The sequence below is a fragment of the Parabacteroides sp. AM58-2XD genome, from assembly GCF_003463685.1.
GTDB lineage: Bacteria > Bacteroidota > Bacteroidia > Bacteroidales > Tannerellaceae > Parabacteroides > Parabacteroides segnis.
The window spans coordinates 35593-61688 of record NZ_QSDP01000016.1 but is presented as its reverse complement, the minus strand read 5'-3'; the positions used below and the strand labels follow the sequence as shown (position 1 = coordinate 61688).

Here is a 26096-nt window from a genome sequence, read left to right as displayed (position 1 = left end):
TGTTACTACCTTTTCCTTCATGTAAAGAAAAATCAGAAAAACAAATATTAAAATCAGCAAAAGGGCAAGAATTAAAACTTCCTTATTCCCACATAGCTTTAACAGCCCAGTTAATAGGACCTGCTGTAGAAGAAGAAGACTGGTTTAACTGGTGTGTATCCCCCATAATGGGAAAAGATAAAAAAGTACATGTATTTAGCAGCAGATGGCCCAAAGCCGACGGCATGGAAGGATGGAGTGAAAAGGATGCGGAAATTGCTCATTTTGTAGCAGATCGTCCGGAAGGTCCATTCAGATATGTCTGTTCTGTACTTCATTCGGAAATGCTATCCGATCCATCAACAATGGCTGCACCTCATAACCCACGATTAGAATATGTTGACGGAAAATACGTACTTCTGTACATTTGCCAGAATCCCTCAAAACCTGGACAAATGAGAATTGGTATGATGACAGCTGATGATTTGAACGGTCCATGGTCGTTTGCAGGAAATGACAATGGCATTATGTTAGATCCTTCTACAGATCCTTCCCATTGGACTCATAATGCCTTTATAGGTGTTTGCAATCCGGCTTTCCTGAAAATAAAAAATAAATATTATATTTACTTCAGTTGTATCACTCAACCACATGCAAAAGCAAGTCATAGTTACGGATATGCCGTTGCAGAGAAACTGGAAGGCCCCTACACGCTATGCGATGCACCTATTACAGACAACATCGCCTATATAGAAGATGCCCAAGCTTTTTCTACCGACGGAAAATATTATTTGCTCACAACAGATAATTTTGGAAAAAATACCGGCATATTCGGAAACCTGATTCTTTGGGAATCAAAAGACGGACTACAATTCAAACTGAAAGATGCCCAAATAGCTATGGGAACATTATTTGATTACTGGGGAACAGAAAACGAACAGAAAGAATTGCTGAAAACACCCAATTTATTCATTAGAAGTACTTCCGGTAAAATGGAAAGGCCGGCTATATTGCAGGTAAATGGGAAACCAGCCTATCTTTATGCCGTCGGAGACGTTAACCTTGAAGGAGGCTCTGTTTCCAAATCATATGTATTCAAAATAGAATGGAATGATGGAAAATAAACATATGAACTCCGCAAACGTTTGCGGAGTTTTTTTCGTTCATATCAAACAAAACTCAAAGTAAATGCACTATTTTTGTCATGCTATTAATCTTAAAAGAACTTTTACCTAAATTTGTATTCTTCTTTAAGCTTAAAATTCAAGTAATATATCATGACAACATCTAAAAGAATCCTAATCTTTTTATGTATTTTCCTGTCCCAATACATCAGTGCACAGGAAAAAGTAACACCGCGTGAAGTCCTGTCCCTGGATAAAGGCTGGAGTTTCCATCAGGGAGACATTCCCTACCCCGTTATCAAAGGCACAATGCCACTTACCGGAACGCCAAAGCCGGATATGTAAGCGGGGCTGCCTCGCCGAACTACGACGATTCTTCCTGGCACATCGTAGACCTTCCGCACGATTGGGCAATTGAAGGAAACGTCGATCCGGAAGCCAACCTCTCGCAAGGATACTATAACCGTGGTTTCGGCTGGTACCGCCGTAAATTCAAACTCTCTCCCGAAGATAAAGGGAAACATCTGGAAATACAGTTTGACGGTATCGCCACACATGCAACGATCTGGGTGAACGGAACCGTACTGCATCGCAACTGGTGCGGCTATACGTCCATGTATATCGACATCACGCCCTACGCCACTTATGGTGACGATGTAAATACGATTGCCGTACGTGTAGATGCGGATGCCCAGGAAGGCTGGTGGTATGAAGGAGCCGGTATTTACCGCCACACCTGGTTGGTAAAACGTTCGCCGCTGCATATCATCACCGACGGTGTATTCGCCAACCCTGTCAAGAAAACCGAAAGTCAGTGGGAAATACCTGTAGAGGTTTCCTTATATAACGCAGGCAAACAGCCGGCCAATAGCGAGGTAGAAGTTTCCTTGTTTGCCCCCGATGGCAAACCAATCACGACGCAAACCCAAAAACTCTCTGTCGGAGCATTGGGAGAAGGAATCGCCAGCCTGTCAATGACAGTTTCAGACCCTCAACTCTGGTCACCGGACAATCCCACCCTTTATAAAGTTAAAACAGTGGTCAAACAGAACGGTGCTGTAACGGACGAAGCTGAAACCAGATGCGGTTTCCGGACCATCCGTTTCGATAACAATACCGGTTTTTGGCTAAATGGGGAGAACATCAAGATAAAAGGCGTCTGTAACCATCAGGACCATGCCGGAGTGGGCGTAGCCGTGCCTGATGCCTTATGGGAGTTCCGCCTCCGCAAACTGAAAGAAATGGGTGTCAATGCCTATCGGGTTGCTCACAATCCGGCAGCCAAAGAGTTTATGGCAGCCTGCGATAGTATGGGGATTATGGTACTGGATGAAAACAGACTGTTCAATACCTCACCTGAATATGTACGCCAACTGGAATGGCTGGTCCGTCGCGACCGTAACTGCCCGAGCGTAATCCTTTGGTCGGTATTCAATGAAGAGCCGATGCAGGGAACTGAAAACGGGTACGAAATGGTTCGCCGCATGTACGACGTCGTTAAGAAGATGGACCCGACACGCCCCATAACAGCCGCTATGAACGGAGGATTCTTCTCCGAATACAATGTATCGCAAGCCGTAGATGTAGGTGGGTTCAATTATCAGATCGAAAGCTACGACCGTTTCCACGAAGAAAATCCGGACCTGCCCCTGACCAGCTCAGAAGACGGCTCCGCCTTTATGATCCGGGGTGAATATGTAACGGACAGATCGAAAAACCTGATGGATTCATACGATACACAATGCGCCGACTGGGGTGCAACCCACCGCAGAGCCTGGAAAGCTGTGGCAGAGCGTCCTTGGATGGCCGGTTGTTTCTACTGGACTGGGTTCGATTATCATGGCGAACCGACTCCGTTCAGATGGCCTTCCGTCAGCTCTTTCTTCGGTATCATGGACTTATGCGGATTCCCCAAAATGGCTTATTACCTGCATCAGGCACAATGGGTAAAAGATAAACCCGTCCTGGAACTGGTTCCCCATTGGAACTGGCCAGCCGATTCTATCGGAAAACCTATCAAAGTAATGGCTTTAAGCAATGCCGATAAGGTAAAACTATTGCTGAACGGCAAAGAAATCTCCGAACAAACGGTAGACCCGTACGAAATGAATACCTGGTCTGTCCCCTATAAACCGGGCAAACTGGAAGCGATCGGCTATAAAAACGGAAAGATCGTTTCACGCACGAAAGTGGAAACGACCAAAGAACCTGTCCAGGTTCGCCTGACGCCCGACCGTAACAGCCTGGCAGGTGATGGCCGGGATGCTATGCCAATCACTGTAGAGGTAGTAGATTCCAAAGGCCGTCACGTACCGACAGCCAACAATATGATGGAATTCACCGTTACAGGACCTGCCGAAATCATCGGTCTGGGCAATGGAAATCCGAACTGCCACGAGCCTGAAAAGGGCAACAAACGCAGCCTGTTCTACGGCCTCGCACAAGTTATCATCCAGAGCAAGGAAGGTTCGGGTCCAATCACCCTGACAGCCTCAACTCCGGGACTGAAGCCGGCAACCATCACGATCAATGCCGATCAGGTAGCCCCTGTCCCATCCGTCGCACCAGAATTTCCACCGATGTTGCTGAACAGATGGGCAGCCTCTCCCCTTTCCACCGATAAACCCGACGCCACCCGCCAGATAGCCGACAACGACATGAACAGCTGGCAACCTATTTCAGGTGGCGATCTGATCAAATTGGAGAATGCCAATTTCGTTATTTTACATGCGACATTCAATCCTTACCAGGCCCATCGGGAAGAAGGCGGAAACATCCTGTTCAAACAACTGACAGGTAAAGCCGAAATCTGGCTGAACGGCCAATTGATCGGCTCCAAAACGACAGATAAGGAAGAAGACTTCACCGTTGAATTCCCTGCCGTAAAAGAGAGATGTGACCTGCGCGTTCTGCTGAACGGCACGACAGGCGAAGCCGTCGGTCTAAAAGGGAATGTAACAGTCCGGACAAAGCGGGCAACAAAATAGTAGCGACGCAGGACCCGAAGGGTTCAATTGTGAATATGAGGTTGTGCCAACGTTTTGACACAACCTCTACTGATAATAATCAGCTAAGAATTAAAAACACATCCCTTTTACATTATTCCCATCCCGGATTCTGAACCAATGACGGGCAACGTTTCAGCTCCTCCTGATAGATCGGCCAAAGGTAAGAACGCGGGGAACTGAATACACGTCCGTCATTCACAGCGATACGTTTCATCTTATATTTTTTATCACCAATCATAATCTTTCCATCCGGATCTTCTACAGGTTTCATTCCATGAGAAAAACGCTGGGTTTTAGCATAAGGCCAGCTATCGGCATCCCTATAGCTATTTTCCTGAGCCAGTTGTTCCGTATCATCCGGTTCCATATACAAACGGGCTGTCCAATAACGATCATTTTCATAAAAGAATTCTACACGGCGTTCGCGCTGGATATAACTATTCATCAACTTCTTATCAGTCTTTGTAGCCGGAGGCATCGGAGCCATAAATGAACGGGCACGTACCTCATTTATCATTTTATAAATCTCCTCATTCGGACCATTTAGCTCATTCACAGCTTCACAATAGATATAAATAAATGCCGGAAGCCTCCAGATTGCCGGACCGTTGATAGTATGTCCGCCGTGTCCTCTTGTCCAACCATCTTTATAAAACTTACGCAGATAATATCCCGTATGGGAAGCCTGATCCAGGTAACTGCCACTCACAGCATCATCTCCGGATGCCGTATTCAGTTGCTGGCCGGCATACCAAGAACCATGATAACGGATATCACGATACAAACGCGGATCACGACGGATACCTTCATATGGATTTTCATCATCATAACCGTCAGCATTTGCCCGATCGGCATAAATAGGATAACCATATCCGTCCGGTCCTATATATTCATATTCATCTACCTGTTCCTGCAATGGCCGCTGGCGGGCATGCCCCCCTTGACTCGGAGGCAGGATATCGCCGGACCAACCGGTATCTTTATCCTTAGTTACAAACCATACCCATTCACTCATAATCGCATCCATTTCAAAATTCATACGCCATAAACGCTGCTGAACTTTCTCATTATTCGTATTGGATTTACCATCGATATCTTTAAAATCGCTCGCATCATATTTAGTATACAACTGATACCGGTTCGAACCATCCTCTTTTTTAGCTTCAAGAACAGCTTTGGCTGCTTCCCTTGCTGCTTCCCAACGTTTTAGGTCATAGCCATATTCACTTTTAAAGACACGGGTATCGTTCGGTAAAGAGCCTCCGTTCCACAGTGGAGTAGCCTGCATCCAGCGCACAATCGCTTTCAATCCCAGGCAAGCGCCTTTATCAACACGACCAAAGTAATTTCCACCATTCGAGGCATCCACGCGGGCCAGTGCCTCATCGGCATCCGCACAGATCTTATCTGCAATCGTGTGAAAAGACTCCTTTGTAAAAGTCATATCATCGTCCGGATTAATTACATGGTCTATATATACCGCTTCACCATAAGCCCGAAGCACCAGATAATGCAGATAGCCGCGTAAGAAATGGACCTCGCCAATACGTCTGTTCAGGTCGCCTTCACGTCCGCTCTGGGGATTATCCGGTGTATTATATTTAGCGACTCCTTCCAGGATAATATTTGCCTTACGGATTTTAGAATACAAACCATTCCAATACTGGCCGGCATCGCTGCCGTTAGGCATTTTCTGCAAAGCCCCATAGTTACCGACATTGAACTGATGGGGAATAGCCCCTTCATGGCTACTGGCCGAACATTCATCCGAAATACTGGATAAACTGAAGTGATTGAAATAAATCAACGGCTTATTGGCAGATTTACAGTTGGCATATAAATCCGAAACCAAACCATCCACTTTCTCATAACGTGTGAAAACTTGTTGTTCTGTCGTCTTATCATCCGGAGCCCTGTCCAGATAATCCTCACAGGAAATAAAGACTGAAAGACAAGTAGCCAGTCCTGCTAACAAAAATATTTTATGCTTCATCTTTTCTTAGTTTTTTTAATTAGTAAGTGATATCAACTCCAAAATTAAAGATACGCTGGATAGGATACCAGGCACCGTTCCCCTTCTTGGTTTCAGGGTCTACATCCACATCATTCAATCCGTCAAATGTAAGTAGGTTCATACCTTGTGCATAGAAACGCACATTTTGGAATCCGGCAAAACGGATCCAGTTTTTCGGTAATGAATAGCCTACTTCCACATTCTTCAAACGCAGATAAGAGGCATTATACAGATAGAGGCTACTGCTCTCATTCTTATTGTTTTCGTAAGCGCCGATTGTCAGTCGCGGATAGGTCGCCGCATCCTTTGTTTCTTCTGTCCAGCGATTCAGGTGCATAGGCTTTACTTTACCTATCTGGTCTTGCTCATAGGCCGGGAAGTCCCAGGTAGCAGGACCGTTCAGCAACAGACTCGTGTTGGCAGCACCCTGGAATAAGAAACTAACATCAATACCTTTATACTGGATTCCCAACGGAATACCAAACTGTATCTCCGGAGTACGGGGATTACCCATTGCCCGCCTGTCATCATCATTAATAACGCCATCTTCATTCAGGTCTTTATAGACCACATCACCCGGATATAGCTTGCCCCACTGCTGGAAACCGTTATTACCGTTCATTGCGTTCAGCCTGTCGGCTTCCGCCTGGTCGTAAACAAAATGATCTACTTCATACACAAAGTGTTCTTCAATACGTTTACCGGTATTTCTGCGCCATTCGTTCTCATAAACCACTTCATTCATGAACCGGATCTTATTGCGCGCAAAAGTAAAGTTCGGCTTGATGTAATAACGAAAGTCTTTTCCGATACGCCCGTTCCATCCGACCTCAAAATCAATACCTCTATTGTCTACTACTCCTGAATTCAGAAACGGTGCATCTTTCCCCACAATCTGCGGAAAACCTAATTTATCACTACCACTCAAATGAGTAATAATGTCATAGCGATGTTCATGGAAATAGTCGGCACTAATTGTCAGGCGTTCTCCAAAAAATGAAGCATCAATACCGACATTCAGCTTTCTGGCTTTTTCCCAGGTCAGGTTCGGATTAGCAAAATTACCTTCGCCAACACCGCTCGTCCACTGGTTGAATTCATTTTCACCAAAATCATACCCACTACCTTCGCCATAGAATTGCAAATAAGCAAAACGGTCACCGTCATAATCGGAGATCTTATCGCTACCGACTAATCCGTAAGAAGCTCTAATCTTCAGCATATCCAACCATTTCTCCGTCCTCTTCATAAAATTTTCGCGGGAAATCACCCATCCGACAGAACCTGCCGGAAATGTTCCGTATCGTTTACCGGGTGCAAAGTTCTCCGATCCGTTATAACCGACATTAAATTCTGCCAGATATTTATTTGCATAAGCGTAAGTAGCCCGGGCAGTTAATCCCTGATAACGATAAGCAACACGGTTATCGATGGTACGGTGTGAACGGTTGAACAAAACCATTCCTGTTACGTCATGTTTACCGAATGTACGCATATAATCTAACTTCAGTTGATAATAGGTTTTTGCTTCCGCTTCATTATGAGAGAAACTGTTGATGATCGTTTCATCCTGTGCATACCACGGATTACCTTTGATATAAGTGCCGTCATAAGGAGCACCGTTATTCATATAATAGGAACCGTAACTACCCTCACCCGGCTGGAAGGTTGCATATCTTGCATAACTCGCATACCCATCGGCACGGTCGCCCAGCACACGGTTAATCCAGTTACCTTCTTTGGCATCATAAGAAAATACTCCTTCCACACGTAAACCTTTCGTGATAAAATCCAACTTATGACCAATAGAGAAAGAACCGTTCAGATAGGTCTTCTTTTCTGTCAGGCTACCCGTCCTGGATAATTCTCCTAAGATATTACGACGATGCTTATAATCTCCATATAAAAGTCCGTAGGGATTCTCCAAGACAAACGTTTCGTTTTCAGGGTTTCCGTTATCCGGTACAGTAATAGGCAGATAGGAGGGCTGCGTATTACATAAGGCGACAATCCTGTCAGCGGTTGTTCCCGGCGCCTTACGATCCGTAATCTGAGCTCCCAGATCCAGTTTGATATAAAAATCTTTTGTGATATCGACATCCACATTGGCCCGGAAATTATACCGTGTAAAGTTAGCCTGCGTGTCCGTATCCGTCATATCGGTATGCTTATAATTACCGCTTTGAGTATAGTAATTTGCCATTACATAATAACGGGCACGTTCCGAACCACCCCGCACAGACAAACTATAATCCTGCTGCACACCCGGTTTGAATGCATAATCGAAATAATCCCAGTTATATCCAAGGCCATCCGAGTTGTCCCCTTTTGCAATCCGGTAATTGTCGATAGCCTGCTGACTGAACAAGCCTAATTTAGAGGGGTCTGTTCCCGGATTTGTATTGATCATCGCTTCATTATACAAAGTCGCATAATCGGCCGAACCTAGATAGGTTGGAAATTTTACAGGACTGTTTGTTCCGACAGATGCTTTAAAGTTTACATTCGGTTTTTCAGATGCTTTACCTCGTTTAGTCGTGATAATGATCACACCGTTCGCACCACGCACACCATAAGGTGCTGTAGCCGAAGCATCCTTCAGGATGGTAAACGTTTCGATTTCTTCCGGTGCCAGATAACTCATATCCCGTTCCACCCCATCCACAATTACAATGGGTGACTGATCTCCATAGGTCGCCATACCACGGATACGGATATCCGCCTTATCAACACCCGGCTCACCTCCATTGAACTGGTTCACCATCAGCCCTGGCATACGTCCGGCCAATGCATTGTTCAGATTGGCAGTTGGACTCTGTTTAAGATCTTTAGTCGTAATAGTTGCCACAGAACCTGTGATAGTCGCTTTTTTCTGAGTGACATAGCCGACTACCACAACTTCTTCCAATGCCTTCGTATCTTCAACTAAAGTTACATTCAGTATATGTTTACCGCTCAAACTTATTTCCTGGGGTTGATAACCTACATACGAAAAGACAAGGCTTGCCTTTGAATAGGGTGCTACAATCTCATAATTACCATCCACATCGGTGATAATCCCCGTCATAGTACCTTTCACCATGACATTAACACCCGGTAACGGTTCTCCCAGGTTATCGAGCACCTGGCCCTTTACTTTAAAGCCTTCCTGGCTAACTTCCTCCTCATGGGGAAATTCATTTTCAGGGACTGATTGAAACGTTGAAACATTGGCAGATACGGATAATGAAACCAGGCAGCAGGCACCTAGAGCCAATACTATCCTCCATCGTTCTTTTTTACAAGGGGAGCTTTCTTTAAGGCTACTTTTTCCCATAATACTAGATTTAAATTATTAAACAATAAAAGATTTAAAAACACTATTCTTAAAAAATTATTTGATTCTCATTCTATAGGATCATTGATCTTCAGCTTGAATTTCTTCACAATCGAAGCCAGTCTCTTTATTGTTCCTTCCGAATCTACTTTGTCATTTTGTACGGCAAAGCATATATCGGCGGAAGCCCATAAGGATTGTAATTGAGTAAAATGCGCTTTGTTTTCTTCATTCAGTTCAATCCATAAAAGAATTTTCCTCGCCTCTGAAGAAGAACACTGTCTTTTTATAAATCGTATCAACATTTCGTCATCCATACTTATTTTACATAGTGTGTATAAAAAGAGGAACAACATTCACGGATTTCACCCTAGTAGAAAAAATTGTTTTTTACTTCTTGATTAAAAGGGAAAGCAGTAAACAATAAAAGATGGCGAAATAATCTTTTGACAAATCGTTTCTCAATTGCTTCAAAGCATTCCCTATATGGTATTCTATACCTTTTGTAGTAAGGCCTAATTGATCGGCTATTTCTTTGTTCTTAAGACCACTGAAACGACTAAGTATAAAAATTTCTCTGGTTCGGGGAGATAGTTTGGTCAAAGAAACATTTATAGCATGGGTAAGTTCCTTCATGGCAAGTTTTTCCAGAGAATCATCCTCCAGAACATATATATTACTTCTTTGATAAAGCGAGGATTCACTCAGGCTGTCGATAGGGATAGTTTCCAGTTGTAGCTTTTTCAAATAGTTCAGGCATTTGTTACGGCTGACAACCATCAGATAAGTAATCAGGCAGGTTTCATCATCCAGGTCTCTTCGTTGATTCCAAAGAGCCATGAACGTATCTTGCATAATCTCTTCGGTTACTTCCTTGTCTACAATATAAATATTGACAAATGAATACAAACGAGGCAAGTACGATTTCATGATTTGCTTAAAGGTCTTCTCATTTCCGTCCTTTAATTGCTGTAAAAGAAGGGGGCTGCTCATAACTAAAAATACAATTTTATCCATCAATCCCCGGGTGGACGGTTATAAAATAAAAGAGGCGTGAGGACTGTTGATATATCTAATTGGAGGGATTCGACGCCCTAAGCACCAATATACAACAGACACCCTCACGCCCTTTTATTTGTACATCCATAAAACATATGCGTATAGCAATGTAATGAACAGATATAACAAAAAAAGGTACGTGAGCGTTTTACTGTCTATTATCCGGTGCTTGTGAAAGTGTCGAATTTTCCAACTAGGATAATATCTTTAAACGCTCTTGTAATCAATAAAATGTACTGGCCGATAACGCTATACCGGAGTACAAAGGCAAAAGTATGGAGAAGCACCGGATAAAACAAGTAAAAAGAAAAAGATTTTTATCAGAGCCGGGGTCATCATTCATTTAAATTCAATATCTCCCTAATAAGCTGCAAGATAGAAGCACGAATCCGGTTCCGATTTTGCCTTCATCAAGCCACATCTATTGTTTATTGTTTGATATTTTTCAGCTGTTTGTGTTTTGTTTTTAATGGAACTTCAGCAAGAGGGTGCCTAACTGAAGTTCTATGACATTCTGTCTTCTCTCAGTTTCCTATGCAGGAAACTGTAGTTTCTTCAGGAGGAAACCAGCGTTTCCTGCCGAGGAAATTGTAGTTTCCTCATAAGGGAACTAGCGTTTCCTTATTAAAAAAATTTAGGAAACTGCAAGTTGCTTGATATCAGGAGGCTATATGTTTTATATCCTCTGGCATTCGAGGTTTTAAGTCTTCGTTATCTTCTGTCATTTTGACATAAGAGAATCCATTCCAGCCAAATTATAGGGAAGAATAATTGTTTCACAAAAAAGCCTGACGAAGTTAATTCCGCCAGGCTTTTCCGTATATGCTGATCATTCAATATTACCGTACCAACTGTAATTCCTTGATCAGTCGCGGGCATTTACCCCACTTGTCGATCATATAAAGTACATAACGGATATCCACTGCAATGCAACGCTGCAAGTCCGGTTCGAAAGCGATGTCACCGCTCATGGCTTCCCAGTTTCCGTCGAAAGCAAGACCGATCAGACGGGCATTCTTATCAAACACCGGGCTACCTGAGTTACCACCGGTAATATCGTTGTTTGTCAGGAAGCAAAGCTGCAACTGTCCGTTTTCGTTAGCATACTGGCCAAAATCCTTGCTGCGGATCAGGTCCAGGATTTCCGGTTGAACCCAGAACTCGTCATCTTCCGGATTTTCTTTTTCCAGGATACCTTTCTCCGTTGAGTAATAGTCATACCAGGCTGCATCATACGGATGATACCCTCCGATAGAACCATAACTTAAACGCATCGTAAAGTTCGCATCGGAAGAAAGGGGCTTTTCCGGATACATTTCCTTCAGTCCGGCAAAATACAGACGTTCGCCTTTGGCAATATCGTAATGAGCATCGCCCATAAACTGCTGCAACTCGAACAAAGAGATCAGCGTGGACAAACTCAGTTCGGCAGCCGGGTCTTTTTTCAGTTTTGCATACAGTTTCGGATCTTTCAGCATCTTCTCGATCCTGTCATACGACAAAAGCGAAGTCTTCTTAAAGACGTCTGCTGCATATTTAGCATAGTCACCTTTATACTTCTTATCCACTTTCTGATAGATATCCGGAAGATATTGAGCCGGAACACGCTCTTTCACCACTTTCATCATGGCAGCCAATACCTTCTGGTCAAGGGAGGCATCGTAATCTTTAAAGAACGGCTGGATCTTATCTTTCAGGACCATGTCTATTTCTTCCGGAGTAGAACCCTTAATGTCTACTCCCTGCACCATACGCGCCAGGCGTACAATTTCAGTACCGCTGACGAATGCTTCTGACAGATAAGTGGAAACTTTCCGGTATTCATCCGTCGAAGTATATCCTTTTTCCAACAGGTTCAGCACTTCGCCGTATTTAGCTTTACGTTCAGGTGTCTGACCGGCCCAAGCGGCAAAAGCAGCTTCCTCTTCCTTCTTACGTTCTATCACGTTCAGATTAGCCAGACCGCGGTTCATACCGATGGAATTCTTCCAGTAGTTAGAGCTACCGGCATATTTGGAGGCATATTTGATACGGACTTCATCGCTTGCCGACATAGCATCTTTCCAGATAGCCTGTTTGATGCCGCGCACCTCGATACGGGGCTTGTTACTGTCTTCGATACGCTGTTTCACACCCCAGGAAGATAAATAACGGTCTGTGCTACCCGGGAAACCGATTGTCATCGCATAGTCTTTATCCTGATATCCCTGAAGGGAAACTTCAGCTACATATTTAGGACTGTAAGGCTTGTTGTCTTTACTGTATTCAGCCGGTTTATTGCCTGCATCGGCATATACGCGGAATACGGAGAAATCGCCTGTATGACGCGGCCACATCCAGTTATCCGTGTCACCACCGAACTTTCCGACTGAACTGGGCGGAGCAAATACCATACGAACATCGTTGAACACATCGTAAACAACCAGAAAATACTTGTTATTATTATAGAAAGGCACTACATCCGCAGCCTGAAATTCCGTATTGCCGATCGAGTCGCAGATGACCTGTCCGATAGAATCGGCAGCAGCCAAACGCAAATATTCTTCTTCAATACCGGCGATTTCACCGTTGATACGGTCGCTTACGTCAACCGTTTCACGCAGGTAGCGCACGCTCAGTCCCGGAACGGGCAACTCTTCTTCCTTACTCTGAGAAACGAAGCCGTCTTTCAGATAATCATGTTCAACGCTACTCAACTGCTGGATAGAACCGAAACCACAATGGTGATTAGTAAAGATCAATCCTTCTTCCGATACGGTAATACCGGTACATCCGCCACCGAAAATAACAACAGCATTGGCCACACACGGGTCGGTTTCACTGTAAAGTTGCTGATAGGACGGGACAAATCCCAATTCCTTGATTCGAGCCAGATTTTGTTTGTTAAGTTCCTTCAGAACCCACATGCCCTCATCGGCATATATCTGGCCTGCAGCAACAAGAAGCAGTAAAACTGCCCACACCTTCTTCATAAAATTCATTCTTTTTTATTCTATTAGTAATTTAATATTTTTCGCATTTACGCGTGCACCGAGCCACTCACGGATCTTTAACTGTTCTTTTTCATTGATACGCTCTTTGCTTTTTAGGTAAACCAACATGACTGTGTCCTGTTTCATGCTGTCAGTACTTACAATATAGGTATTTGAACAAGAGGCTTCAAGAACAGACGGGAATAAAACTTTCATCTCCGGGATCAACTCCGAAGTCATACGCGAAGCACTCTTATACCGATCTACCGTCTTTTTCAAGGAATCGATCTGTATGGATTGTACCCGAAGAACTTCTTCACTGTTTTTATACAAATCCTGCATCAGCATGCTTTTCAGCTCGTTTATATCAGTAGCTTCCTGTCCGAAACCTTGCTGGACAACCAGAGAGACATCTTTCAAACCATATTTGCGAAGCCGGGTCCGGGCTATTTCGATCATGGGTTCCGGCACATTTTCACCGATCATTACAACTTTTACTTCTTTCTTCTCGCTCGTATCCGTCACTGTTTTACTCAATATCTGCGTATTAGGAAAAGCCAATTCTTCCGTCACAAAATTAGTAACCCGGTCATTGAAGTAACTGGAACGGATCAAGTTATAACTCAGGAAAAGACTCGGTACGATCGTGAAAAAAACAATCACCCCAACATAACGTGTCACTACTTTTTCACGCTGTTTATCCAGGAATATCTTCTTCGGATATTTCAGTACACGGACAACCAGGAAAGTCGCCAGACTGATAAACACCGTATTGATAAAATAGAGATAAAAAGCACCGAAGAAATAATAAAGATTCCCGCTTGCCAATCCGAAACCGGCCGTACAGAGCGGCGGCATCAACGCCGTTGCGATAGCCACACCCGGGATCACATTTCCTTTACTTTTGGTCGAACTGGCAACAATACCGGCCAATCCGCCAAAGAAAGCGATCAGGACATCATAGACGGTCGGTTGCGTACGCGCCAACAATTCACTTTGCGCCTCACTGATCGGAGAGATCAAAAAGAACAGGGTTGAAGTGATGACACTGAACACCGTTGCCGTCGCAAAATTACGGAAAGACCGCTTGATCAAGTCATAATCATAGATGCCCAACCCGAGACCGAACCCCATAATAGGCCCCATCAGCGGAGAGATTAACATCGCACCGATAATCACCGCCGTAGAGTTTGTATTCAAACCCAATGAAGCGACAAATGTTGCAAAGATCAAAACCCAAAGATTAGTACCTTTAAACTCAATACCTTTTCTTATAGACTCAACCGTTTCGAGTTCATCTTCCTTCTCCTGGCGAACGTCAAAATTACGAACAAAGAAGTCCCGTATTTGCTTGTGTAACACTCCTTTTTCCATCCCACTCTCTTGTATTGATAAATACTCCGACTAATAGCCACACCTTAATCGTGCAAAGATAGAAATAGTATCCCTAAATAAAAAATAAGAAGTGTGAACAAGAATAACCGGCATAAAACTCGAAGTCTTATTGATTTTCAATTAACTTTGCACAAAGAAGAATGTTATTTTGAAAAGGAGTCCATCTAAATGTTTATATAAATAATGAAACGCTGCTTAATTCTGATATACATGCTTGGCAATATACTCTTTGCTGCTGCCGACAACACGGCTACCAAAGAGGCTTTAAGCGTTGCTTTAAAATCGGTATCCTCCCCGGAAGAAAAGCTGGAGACATTGACAAACCTGATGGATATCTCCCGGCAGGAAAAACAGGTTGACTATGCCAAACAACTGTATAAGGAAGCACTGGCCAACGATAACGATTATTATAAAGAAGCTGCCCTGACCGAAATTCTTCGCTTTTATGTCAACAACGACATCAAGGACAGCACAAACGTTTACATGGAAGAAGCAAAACGCGAACTGAAAGGCAAAGCACGCGATTTTCTGGTAACTTATATGCAGACAATCATCGACGTACGCGTGGTTTTCTATACCGAAGGAGAAGACAGGAAGAAACTGATCGAGCAATACCGGCTTAAACTGGAAACAGACAAAAAACTGTCGCCTCTTGAGAAAATGTCGATAAACTATGTTCTTGGAATGGCCTATAGTAACCGTGTTGAACCGGGTAATGAAGAAAAGTTGCAAAAAATGGTGAGTGAACGATTTAAGGAAGTGATCGCTCTCTCGGAAAATATACCGTTACAATATTCATATTTGTTTCGTCTGAACTCATTCTACATCCTGACTCTTTATTCAGTCGATACATCGGATCAGATAAAAAATGCGATCCGTTACCTGGATATGCAAAAAGAATATGCAGAAACAAAAGAGATGAAAAAACGTCTTTATGTAACAAAACGGCATTTGTTGAATGCTTATTCTTCTCTGGCCCTTTCTGCCAAAACACTGGGAAAAGATATTGCGACTTCCTATTACCGGCATTTTATGGAGTTGAACAGCAAATATCCTGAAGATGCAGCTTTTTCCCCCGAATATGAACGTTATTATACTTCACTGAATTTTTACCGGTTGATAAACGAATATCCCAAATCCATCCGGTATTGCGACTCTGTTATCCATTATTTCCGCAACTCTGGTTTGAAAGTCGACCTATCAGAACATGTTGTATCGACGCTCAAAGATAAAATAGATATGCTGGACAGCCTTCACCTGTATAAAGATGCCTTTTATGCCCACAAAGAATACGCCGCCCTATTAGATTCCGCACGGTTGAAAAGCATAAATGACAAGCTGGAAGACCTGGAAATCAAGAAACGGGTTGACGAACTGGTTATTGAAAAGAAAGCACTGGAAGTGGATTTACAAAAAAGCCGGAGCCAACTATATATGTTCCTGGCCTTGTTTATCCTGGCTATCAGTTTCGCAGTCTTTGTTGTGTTCCGCCTATGGAAAATCAATGCATTATATAAGAAATTGCAGGAGTCGAACCGCCTGGTCATCCTTGCCAGCGAAAAAGCGCAGGAAAGTGAAAAGATGAAGAATGCCTTCATCAAGAACATGTGTCATGAAGTCCGTACCCCTCTGAACGCAATCAACGGGTTTGCCGACCTGATCACAACGGAAGATATTACCCCCGAAGAAAAGCAGGAATTCAGCAAGATCATTTTCGAGAACTGCAACCATATCACTTCTATGATGAACAGCGTACTCGAAATTGCCCAGCTGGACAGCAACAAGGAGGATTTACCCCTATCACCGGTCAATATCCATCTGCTTTGTTCCTGTGAAATGGAACAACTCAAAAGGCTCAACAGCAAACCGGACATCGATTACCAAATAGAAGGCGACCGGAATAAGGATATTGCTTTTACTAATTCAAGCCATTTCAGCCTGATCCTGGCCCATCTGCTGAACAATGCGAACAAATTCACCGAACGGGGAAGCATTGTCCTTGCCTATAAAGCGGAAGAAGAACAAAACCGGATGATTGTCAGTATCACAGATACCGGTTGCGGTATTTCACCCGATAAACGTGAATGGATATTCGAACGGTTCACCAAAGCGGATGATTTCGTTCCCGGTTCAGGATTGGGATTATATCTTTGCCGCCAGATCGCAGAACGTATGAAAGGCCACATCTACGTAGACCCGGATTATACAACCGGACTACGTATTACGCTGATCATCCCGATCAAACCGGAATAAAATTATTTCTTTTTAGCAAAATAACGCCCTACATAAGGCAACTCTCCCAATGGCAGATCGCGTTTTATAACGATACCGACAAAGAGGCAAAGCAGCAATGTGCGGTAACCCAGACGCAGGATTTCCGACTCTATCATCGGCAACATGCCGGCCAAATAAAATACGGCTGCCAATACGGAATAAGTGATCACCGATTTAAGATCATATTGGATCGGGAATTTCTTTTGTCCGATAAAATAGGATAACAACATCATAACGAGGTTGCTGACAAAAGAAGCCCAGGCACAAGCCATATATCCGTATGTCGGAGCAAACAAAACAATGATCAGGATCGTCGCAACACATCCTATCGTCGAGAAATAAGCGCCCCACTTTGTCTGATCAATCAGTTTGTACCAAAACGAGAGATTAAAATATATTCCGAAGAACAATTCTCCTAACATAACAATAGGAACAACGCGTAAACCCGGATAATAGGAAGCCGGAACAATATGTTTAAATATATCGATATAAAACATCACTGCCAGAAAAATAAGCAAAGCGAATATAATGAAATACTTCATCGCCTCCGAATATGACTTTTTACTGTCATCATCCTTATTCTTTGCAAAAATAAATGGCTCGTAAGCGTAGCGAAATGCCTGTGTAAACATTACCAGCACAACTGCTATTTTAAAACAAGCGCCATATATCCCCAATTGGGTATTAGCCATTTCCTTATCTTCGAATAGAAAAGGAAATAATATTTTATCGGCTGTCTGATTAAAAATACCTGCAATCCCCAAAATCAAGATCGGAAAAGAATAAGCAAGCATCTGTTTAAGTAAAACAAAACTGGCTTTTTCCCGTAAACCCGGAATCATATCGGGAAACAATAACACAAATGTGACAAGAGATGTTATTACATTCGCAACAAAAATATATCCAACTTGATAATCAGGAATATAAAACCAATCGACCAATACAGGGGTATGATCATAGAGCCATGGACAAGCTAGCAGGAAGAAAAGAACTAAAACAATATTCAGAAAAATATTAAACAGCTTAATAGAAGCAAAACGAACTGCTTTCCCCTGATACCGGAGAAATGCAAACGGTATACAACAAAAGGCATCGACTGCCACAATTCCCGACATCATCCCGACAAACTCAGGATTCGAACCATACCCTAAAGAATCACTGATTGGAGTCAGCGCACTGAATATCAATACTACAAATAGAACAGAAGTAAGAGCAATGCTAAATAATGTAGTTGCATAAACCCGCATCGGGAGCGCAATTTCTTTCTTATTCATAAAACGGAAAAATCCCGTTTCCATCCCATAAGTCAGAATAACCATCAGCAATGCCGTCCAGGCATACAAATTGGTTACGATTCCATAATCGCTTTCCGTCGCCAGCACACGCGTATACATCGGCACCAGCATCCAGTTCAGGAACTTCCCTACGATACTACTAACACCATAAATCGCAGTCTCTCCTGCGAGCCGCTTCATTCCTCCAGCCATAACTATTTTCAGTCAAATAAAAAACCTTGTTCTTCGCCCCTTTTACGTCCCAGATGGGTATAAGCCAGATCCGTGACCTCACGTCCCCGCGGTGTGCGTTTGATAAATCCTTCTTTGATAAGGAAAGGTTCATACACTTCTTCCAGCGTTCCGGGGTCTTCTCCCAAAGCCGTAGCAATCGTAGTCAGTCCGACCGGACCACCGCCGAATTTGTCTATAATTGTAGTCAGTAACTTATTATCAACCTGATCCAAGCCATACCGGTCAATATTCAGTGCCTCCAGCGCATAACAGGAAATTGCCTTGTCTATTTCACCGGAACCTTTTACCTGTGCAAAATCACGTACACGCCTCAACAACGCATTGGCAATACGAGGCGTACCGCGGCTCCGGGAAGCGATCTCACGGGCAGCTGTCAGTTCACATTTTACATTCAGAATATCGGCACTACGCAACACGATCTTCGTCAATGTTTCCATCTCGTAATATTCCAGATGCATATTGATGCCGAAACGGGCACGCAACGGACTGGTCAGCAAACCGCTACGGGTTGTCGCCCCAACCAGTGTAAAAGGAGCCAGGTCTATTTGAATGGAACGTGCGCTCGGTCCTTTATCGATCATAATATCGATCCGGTAATCTTCCATAGCCGAGTAAAGATATTCTTCCACGATCGGACTCAACCGATGGATTTCATCAATAAAAAGCACATCATTCTTTTCCAGCGAAGTAAGTACTCCCGCCAGATCACCGGGTTTATCCAGAACCGGCCCGGAAGTCACTTTGAAACCAACTCCCAGTTCATTGGCTATAATATTCGACAACGTTGTTTTACCTAATCCGGGAGGGCCATGCAGCAACACATGATCCAATGCTTCTTTACGCATACGGGCAGCCATCACGAATATTTTCAGGTTCTCGACCACCTTGGCCTGTCCGCTGAAATCATGAAAAGAAAGCGGTCGGAGCGCATTCTCATACTCTCGTTCACTTTCCGGCATACGGGTATCCCTTATATCAAAATCGTCTTCCATATTTTTGCTCATTGACTTGCAAAGATAGTAAATATATTTGCTTTATACCGTCTGACTCCCGTTCATAACGCACAGCGGTCTATCCTCAGAAAGAGCTATCTGAAACAATCTACGGACAGTTTATTCATTATTTGCACTAAAAAAAGTACAAATTCAGGCCATATTTGCACTTTTCACAGTGCAAATTAGTAATATGCAGAAATGAGTATATCGACAACTTGAAAGTTAAAACAATTGCTTATAAGCATAGCCCAAAGTGTACCATTCAAACCCAATATGAGTAGTATTGCTACCATATTAGGAGTAAGTCGCAACAATTTATCAGACTATTTTCTTTACCTGGAAGAAGCTGGGTTAATTGCACAACAACGTGACGGAACAGGCGGTATCAGAGGACTTGGAAAAGTGGATAAAGTATATTTAGATAATCCAACTCTCATGTATAGTTTAGGTCAGGATACTTCAGAGATTGGTAACATAAGAGAAACATTTTTTCTGAACCAAACGAGAGTAGAACAAAAAGTTATCACGTCAGCTATTTCCGATTTTCAAATAGCTAACTATATTTTTGAAGTTGGTGGCAAAAATAAAAAACAAAAACAATTACAAGGTTCTGAGAATGGTTTTATTGTAAAGGATAACATTGAACAGGGATATATGAACGTAATTCCTTTATGGCAATTCGGACTTAATTATTAGCCCCTTTCCTATATTTGAAAAGGGGTAGTCAAACAAGTCGAAGACACAACGGCCTATCCTCTATTTTCATCAAAAAGAGTTATCGGCTTCAAATACCTGATAACATAAGAGAAACATCTTTCCTGACCAAATGAGAGTAGAGCAAAAGTTGATCCAAACGGAAGAGAAACTAGAAATACTCAAACAACAGGAAAAACAGAGCAATGATCCTAATATCCATATCTTCTCTCCTCATCTGCTATTTGAAAAAAGCACAAAGACATTAAAGTACAACGGAGAAACTATAAAACTAACCCGTCAGCAACAACAATTATTAGTCGCGTTTTGCAATGCACCTGAAAATACCTGTTCAATAAATGACTTATGCAATCTGGTCTGGAAAGGATGTACAGTAGAAGAGAACACAATCCAACAGGCTATCTCGCGTTTAAATATAACCTTAAAGCCACTGGGATTATATATTCAATATGAATTCAAAGATAGTTACAAACTTATGTTTATAGAAAACTAACAATTAGCTCCCGATCAAACTTCTATTTCTTCCCTATCCTTTTATAATTACCATACGTACTAATTCCAATTTCCCCGGCAGGAAATCAGCGGTTGATAACCATCAGCCGATTGGCCGACAATTATGAGCCGTTTGGTTGATAATTATGAGCCAAGCGGCTCACAATTATCGGCCGCTAAAATGTATGGGATGTCAGCAAGAGAAGTATGGAATAAGCGTTGATAATGAAAGGTATGGTTTGATAGTCGAAAGATAGGGATAATATCCGTCGGATACAACAAAAAACAGAACTTGGCGTTTAGAAAAACAATAAATACTTATATATCTGATAACAATAATCTTATAGCAAATGAAAACTATTAAAAACCTACTATTCGTGTTTACCCTTTTTATTCTGACAAGCTGTGCCCCCAAAGTAATGACGGACATTGTTAAAACATATCCGGTCAGCACTACTCCTGAAAACATCCGCTTATACGGATTAAACGATACGGTTCCCAATTCGGCGGAAGTGATTGGGAAAGTGGCTGTCGTTGATAACGGTGCCTCAACAAACTGCAAATATGACCAGGTACTCGAGCTGGCTAAAAAGGAGACATCCAAATATGGCGGAAACGCCCTGTCACTGACAGAACATAAAGAACCTTCCATCTGGGGAAGCAGCTGCCATCAGATTGCAGGAATGATGCTGTATCTGAACGATACCATCATCAACAATTATCAATCCAACTCATTTATCGAGGCAAGCGAGATAAGAAAAGAGAAAGAAAAAAGAATGCGTCCTACTCCTCATACGATTTATGCCAATATCGGATATGCCTGGATGACAAACAAATTCTACTTGCCATCGGAAGCTTCCGGAAATCCTAAAAACGGCCTGGACTGGCAAATCGGGTACGAATGGGTTTCGAAAAGCGGATTCGGATGCGGATTGTTATATTCCGGATACCGGTCTTCGTACGATATCTCAAGCAATTCCATCAATGTCGGCCTTACTTACGTAGCCCCTCAATTTGTATTAAAACAAAAAATCAGTGAGAAATGGCAATTCCGCGAAGTCCTCGGACTGGGATATTTCGGCTACCGTGAATCTCTAAAAGGAGAAAGCGCCTCCTGTTCCGGCCTCGGATACAATTTTGCATTAGGTGCGGAATATTTACTGAGTGACCATGTCGGTATCGGGGCGAATATTGGATATATCGGAGGTTCATTACCCGACCAGAAAAATGCCGGGTACCAGAAATCGGATGACGAAAGAAGCGGTATTTTCCGCCTGAGCTTTGATGCTGGAATCCGCATTTATTTTTAGCGGAACAAATAAAATTACCTACATTTGTCTGGAACACTAAATTACGTATAATATGAACAGCGCATTCCTCCGTTTCCGGCTCCGCCAGGCAGGAAAGTTTATTCGTGAAATACCTGTTATCTATCTGGTTATACTGACAGGTATTTTACTGATAGCCGGGATTGCGCTGTATCAGTTTACAAAGGATTTACATGGGAGCCTGATTATAGCGGGTATCCTGCTTGTTTTCCTTTCATTGATTCAATTACGGCGAAAAGACTATCATTTTATCTATCTTGCAGAGAAGAAAGCCTGGAAAGTATTCAGTATGGATTACTTCTTACTGTCCTTGCCGGTCCTTATCATCATATCAGTAAATTCATTCTGGTATGTATCGCTGGCAATTATAGTCGGATGCATAAGTCTTGGTTTCATAAAACAGCCTTTTCACCGGACAAAAAAAGGAATGAACTCCCCTAAATGGATACCGGCGGAAGCCTTTGAACTGCGGTCAGGGATACGGCAATACGGCGGTTTATTACTGATTCTTTATGTGAGTGCATGGATAGGACTGTTGCTGCCTTTTGCTTCTTTGGCATCGCTCTGGTTCTTCACAGTCATAGTATCCGATATATTCAGATTTTCAGAACCGGTACAGATACTTTGCTCACAGGAGCGTCCGGTCAACAGGTTCCTGCACGGAAAGCTTCGTTTAAATTTGAAGTTATTCTTATGTGCTACAATTCCTGTTTGCGCAATATATACACTTTTATATCCGGAGCATTGGTGGTTCATCCTCACCTTTCTGGCTGCGGTTTCCCTGAACATAACACTGTTTATTATAAATAAATATGCCCATTATCTGCCGAATACAAAAATAACAGGAGGACAGGTCCCCATAACAATAGCCGTAATAAGCATTTTCTTTCCGGTTCTTTTACCGGTAGTCTTGTTTTTCCTGGTCAAAAACTATCTGGCTGCACGCCGGAATCTAACAACTTACTTATATGCTTACAATCCGGAATCTACAAGTAGAATATAAAAAAGAATTTCCTGTACTGAAAGGGATCGACTTATCGATGGAATCGGGGAAAATACATGGTCTGGTCGGTCTGAACGGTGCCGGAAAAACGACCTTGCTGAATACGCTGTATACCTTCATCCGTCCTTCAGCAGGCTCGGTCAGCTATAACGACAGACCTCTGAAAAGGCAGGATATTGCCTATCTGGAAGCAGAGAACTACTTTTATCCTTATATGACAGGGCGCGAATATCTGGATCTTTTCCCGATCGGCAAAAACGGCTTTAAAACAGACAGCTGGCAACAACTGTTCCATATTCCGTTAGACGATATAACGGAGAACTATTCAACCGGGATGAGAAAGAAACTCGCTCTGCTGGCCGTTCTTAAACCGGATAAACCGATCGTTGTCCTGGATGAACCGTTCAACGGCCTGGATCTGGAAAGTGCCCATATCCTCACCCTCATCCTGCAACAACTCCGGGAAGGGGGCAAAACAGTGCTGGTCACCTCACATGTTTTCGAGACACTGACTTCCTGTTGCGATTATATCCATCATATCGATCACGGGACAATCGACCGCAGCTATTCCAAGGACCAGTTCGAAATGCTTCAAAAACGGCTCTATTCAACCATAGAAGATCAGGCTTCCGATCAGATAAAGAGACTTATTTAGTCCTTCAATCCGATAGGCATGTACTAAACAAATTAGGGGGCTTTGAAACACCCCCTAATTCCAATAGAAAAACGTTTTATATATTTATTCAGTAGTAATCGTCAGTTGTTTTCCTTGTTTCAACAGGTCATGTGAAATAAACCAACCATTGATTTTCTGACCGTCATAAGAAATATCCGTAATCTTCCGCCCATTGCCATTCTTTACGATCGTGAACTGATTATTATCGCCTAAAGTGAATTTTACCTGGTCGAACAAAGGTACGGTTACAATATATTCCGGATCAGCCGGAGAATAGGTATATAAACCAATGGCATTGAATACATACCAGGCAGACATTTCACCGGCATCATCCATTCCCGAATAGGCGAGCTTCTCTTTACCCATATCGTAATAATGGTTCATGATGCTATCCAGCACACATTGCGTTTTCTCCTGTTTACCTATGAAATAATAAGTATAGGGAACACTGTGGTCCGGTTGATTGCCATGGCAATAATTTCCGATGAAACCGGTCATATTATGCGCTTCATAGTTTCTCCACGGTTCAGTGAACAGTGAATCCAGCTTCTGTTCGACCGCTTTTTCACCGGGATAAAGGGCAATCATGCCTTCCGGATCATGGGGAGCAAAGAACAGTGACTGCCAGGCATTAGCCTCACGATACATATAGGCATAATAAGGATAGTAAGGATCGAAATCTTTGATCCAGCTGCCATCGGCAATCTTTCCGCGCCAAAAGCCCGTACCCGGGTCAAACAGATTCTTATAATTGCCGGAACGTTCCATCAATGTTTTATAAATACTTTCATCTCCCAACTCCTTAGCCAACAAGGCGGTCGCATAATCATCGTATGCATATTCAACAGTCTTTGTTACAGCGGCTTTGTATTCATCCCAGGTCGGGACATTGGTGGTATCCTTTTCTGCAATCCATCCTTGTTCGATGTATTCATCCAGATATGGCCTGCCGCCTTTTCCCGGGACAGTGGCATTATTCACCAACAGTTTATAAGCCCGGTTCAGATCGAAGTCTTTCAATCCGCGTAAATAGTTACCGGCAACAAATACAGAGGCATGGTCACCATGGAAGAAGGTCGGCATATAACCATTTCGCTTTTCGCCTTTGTCTGTGATGGACTTGATCACATCGGTCGTTACGTCCGGAGAGATCATTCCCAATAAAATCAACTTATTGCGATAATCGTCCCAGAATGACGGATCGGTATAATAACGGAAACCATTATTTACCACATTACCTTTAGCATCCGTATATTCCCCGTTCACGTCGCTACGCAACGCCGGCCATAAGAACGAACGGTACAGGCAGGAATAGAAAATGCCTTTCTCACGTTCCGTTCCGCCGGTTACTTCTATTTTGGATAACAAATTCTCCCAGGTCTTGTCAGCCTCCTTACGAACCTGTGCAAAACTCTTATCCTTCATTTCCTGCTCCAGGTTCATCTTTGCATTATCGATATTTACAAAAGAAAAACCGATCTTTAATTCCAGCGGTTTGCTTCCTTTGCTATCGGCAAAACTGATAATAGAAACTTCATGTTCACCATCTTTCAACTGTCTGATATCCTCAATCTTATAATTGGAAACAGCATAGAAACGGATATTTCCTTCCGCATCCTGATTACCGGAAAAAGTATAATCGTCGACTTTTTGAATACTCCAGTCTCTGACTCCATTGTTTGTCCGTGTGATATCCACTAATACTTTCTTGTCGTCATCCGGCCGGAAAGTATATTTATGATAAGCACAGCGGAGCGTGGAAGTCAGTTCGGCATTGACCCCGTACCTTTCCAGAAACACCTGGTAATAACCCGGACGGGCCGATTCGTTCGAATGACTGTATGTTGAAGCATAATCACCGGAGGAAACATTTCCTGTCACCGGAAGGACAGGGAGATGCAGCAAATTCCAATGTCCTTTGTTGGTATGCGAAAAACCATAGATGACCGTATCTTCATACTGATAGCCGGCCCCGCTCCGGAACTGAGTCACCGGACTCAACTGTACCATCGCATTCGGGACGGAAGAACCGGGAAAGACTTCTGCCCCCCAGGTCCTTGTCTTCAAATGACGCTCATAACCCAGATCTTTCGTTTCCCATAGCGTAGCTGTCCCCAAAAGAGGATTCACATAATTCGTAAGTTGTTTATCCGGCTGGCAACTTATCATTATGGTTAATGACAGCAAACCTGCAAAAAAAGAGTTTTTCATGCTAAAT

The 26096-nt window shown here is 43.0% G+C and carries 17 protein-coding genes and 1 pseudogene; 9 read left to right on the top strand and 9 right to left on the bottom strand.

What is annotated here, in order from left to right:
- The first annotated feature begins 167 nt into the window (after window positions 1-167).
- From DXA15_RS05840 to galA, 3 genes are all read left to right on the top strand, one after another.
- Complete coding sequence (locus DXA15_RS05840; protein ID WP_128133419.1) at window positions 168-1103, top strand: glycoside hydrolase family protein; 936 nt, start codon at window positions 168-170, stop codon at window positions 1101-1103.
- Window positions 1104-1256: 153 nt separating this feature from the next.
- On the top strand, window positions 1257-1448 hold the full coding sequence (locus DXA15_RS26055; protein WP_233566910.1) for a hypothetical protein: 192 nt from the start codon (window positions 1257-1259) through the stop codon (window positions 1446-1448).
- The gene (galA, locus tag DXA15_RS05835) at window positions 1364-4090 is read left to right on the top strand and encodes a beta-galactosidase GalA (protein WP_303645827.1); all 2727 of its coding nucleotides are present in this window, start codon (window positions 1364-1366) and stop codon (window positions 4088-4090) included. The genes DXA15_RS26055 and galA overlap by 85 nt, the downstream gene beginning before the upstream one ends.
- Window positions 4091-4202: 112 nt before the next feature.
- On the opposite strand, the gene DXA15_RS05830 is transcribed toward galA, so the two are convergent.
- From DXA15_RS05830 to DXA15_RS05805, 6 genes are all read right to left on the bottom strand, one after another.
- On the bottom strand, window positions 4203-6104 hold the full coding sequence (locus DXA15_RS05830) for a RagB/SusD family nutrient uptake outer membrane protein (protein ID WP_128133418.1): 1902 nt from the start codon (window positions 6102-6104) through the stop codon (window positions 4203-4205).
- 19 nt (window positions 6105-6123) lie between these two features.
- Complete coding sequence (locus DXA15_RS05825) at window positions 6124-9441, bottom strand: TonB-dependent receptor (protein ID WP_233566908.1); 3318 nt, start codon at window positions 9439-9441, stop codon at window positions 6124-6126.
- 68 nt (window positions 9442-9509) lie between these two features.
- Window positions 9510-9758, bottom strand: coding sequence for a hypothetical protein (locus DXA15_RS05820; RefSeq protein WP_128133417.1), 249 nt, complete (start codon window positions 9756-9758; stop codon window positions 9510-9512).
- Between the two features lie 73 nt (window positions 9759-9831).
- The gene (locus DXA15_RS05815; RefSeq protein WP_128133416.1) at window positions 9832-10434 is read right to left on the bottom strand and encodes an RNA polymerase sigma-70 factor; all 603 of its coding nucleotides are present in this window, start codon (window positions 10432-10434) and stop codon (window positions 9832-9834) included.
- A 905-nt stretch (window positions 10435-11339) separates the two neighbouring features.
- Window positions 11340-13472 (bottom strand): S46 family peptidase, encoded by a 2133-nt coding sequence (locus tag DXA15_RS05810; RefSeq protein ID WP_350464035.1) that lies wholly within the window; start codon window positions 13470-13472, stop codon window positions 11340-11342.
- A 15-nt stretch (window positions 13473-13487) separates the two neighbouring features.
- The gene (locus DXA15_RS05805; RefSeq protein ID WP_128133414.1) at window positions 13488-14846 is read right to left on the bottom strand and encodes a TIGR00341 family protein; all 1359 of its coding nucleotides are present in this window, start codon (window positions 14844-14846) and stop codon (window positions 13488-13490) included.
- A 231-nt stretch (window positions 14847-15077) separates the two neighbouring features.
- On the opposite strand from DXA15_RS05805, the gene DXA15_RS05800 reads away from it, so the two are divergent.
- Window positions 15078-17120, top strand: a complete 2043-nt coding sequence (locus tag DXA15_RS05800) for a sensor histidine kinase KdpD (RefSeq protein WP_128133413.1) — start codon at window positions 15078-15080, stop codon at window positions 17118-17120.
- Window positions 17121-17122: 2 nt separating this feature from the next.
- Here DXA15_RS05800 and DXA15_RS05795 read toward each other — a convergent pair whose 3' ends face one another.
- Both DXA15_RS05795 and ruvB read right to left on the bottom strand, forming a co-directional pair.
- Complete coding sequence (locus DXA15_RS05795; protein WP_128133412.1) at window positions 17123-18628, bottom strand: lipopolysaccharide biosynthesis protein; 1506 nt, start codon at window positions 18626-18628, stop codon at window positions 17123-17125.
- Between the two features lie 8 nt (window positions 18629-18636).
- Window positions 18637-19662 carry a Holliday junction branch migration DNA helicase RuvB gene (gene ruvB, locus DXA15_RS05790; RefSeq protein WP_044215110.1) on the bottom strand — a complete coding sequence of 342 codons (1026 nt, stop codon included), beginning with the start codon at window positions 19660-19662 and terminating at the stop codon, window positions 18637-18639.
- A gap of 192 nt (window positions 19663-19854) precedes the next feature.
- Here ruvB and DXA15_RS05785 point away from each other — a divergent pair.
- The 5 genes and pseudogenes from DXA15_RS05785 to DXA15_RS05765 form a co-directional block, all read left to right on the top strand.
- Window positions 19855-20361 (top strand): annotated as a pseudogene (locus tag DXA15_RS05785) (ATP-binding protein); the annotation flags it as partial.
- A 130-nt stretch (window positions 20362-20491) separates the two neighbouring features.
- Window positions 20492-20872 carry a winged helix-turn-helix domain-containing protein gene (locus DXA15_RS05780; protein ID WP_233566905.1) on the top strand — a complete coding sequence of 127 codons (381 nt, stop codon included), beginning with the start codon at window positions 20492-20494 and terminating at the stop codon, window positions 20870-20872.
- Window positions 20873-21221: 349 nt separating this feature from the next.
- Window positions 21222-22181 (top strand): outer membrane beta-barrel protein, encoded by a 960-nt coding sequence (locus DXA15_RS05775; protein ID WP_128133411.1) that lies wholly within the window; start codon window positions 21222-21224, stop codon window positions 22179-22181.
- A 52-nt stretch (window positions 22182-22233) separates the two neighbouring features.
- On the top strand, window positions 22234-23202 hold the full coding sequence (locus tag DXA15_RS05770) for a hypothetical protein (protein ID WP_128133410.1): 969 nt from the start codon (window positions 22234-22236) through the stop codon (window positions 23200-23202).
- The gene (locus DXA15_RS05765) at window positions 23168-23857 is read left to right on the top strand and encodes an ATP-binding cassette domain-containing protein (RefSeq protein ID WP_128133409.1); all 690 of its coding nucleotides are present in this window, start codon (window positions 23168-23170) and stop codon (window positions 23855-23857) included. Before DXA15_RS05770 ends, DXA15_RS05765 begins: the two co-directional genes overlap by 35 nt.
- Before the next feature lie 84 nt (window positions 23858-23941).
- Here the strand turns inward: DXA15_RS05765 and DXA15_RS05760 are convergent, their stop codons facing one another.
- The gene (locus DXA15_RS05760) at window positions 23942-26089 is read right to left on the bottom strand and encodes a GH92 family glycosyl hydrolase (RefSeq protein ID WP_128133408.1); all 2148 of its coding nucleotides are present in this window, start codon (window positions 26087-26089) and stop codon (window positions 23942-23944) included.
- Window positions 26090-26096: the final 7 nt, after the last annotated feature.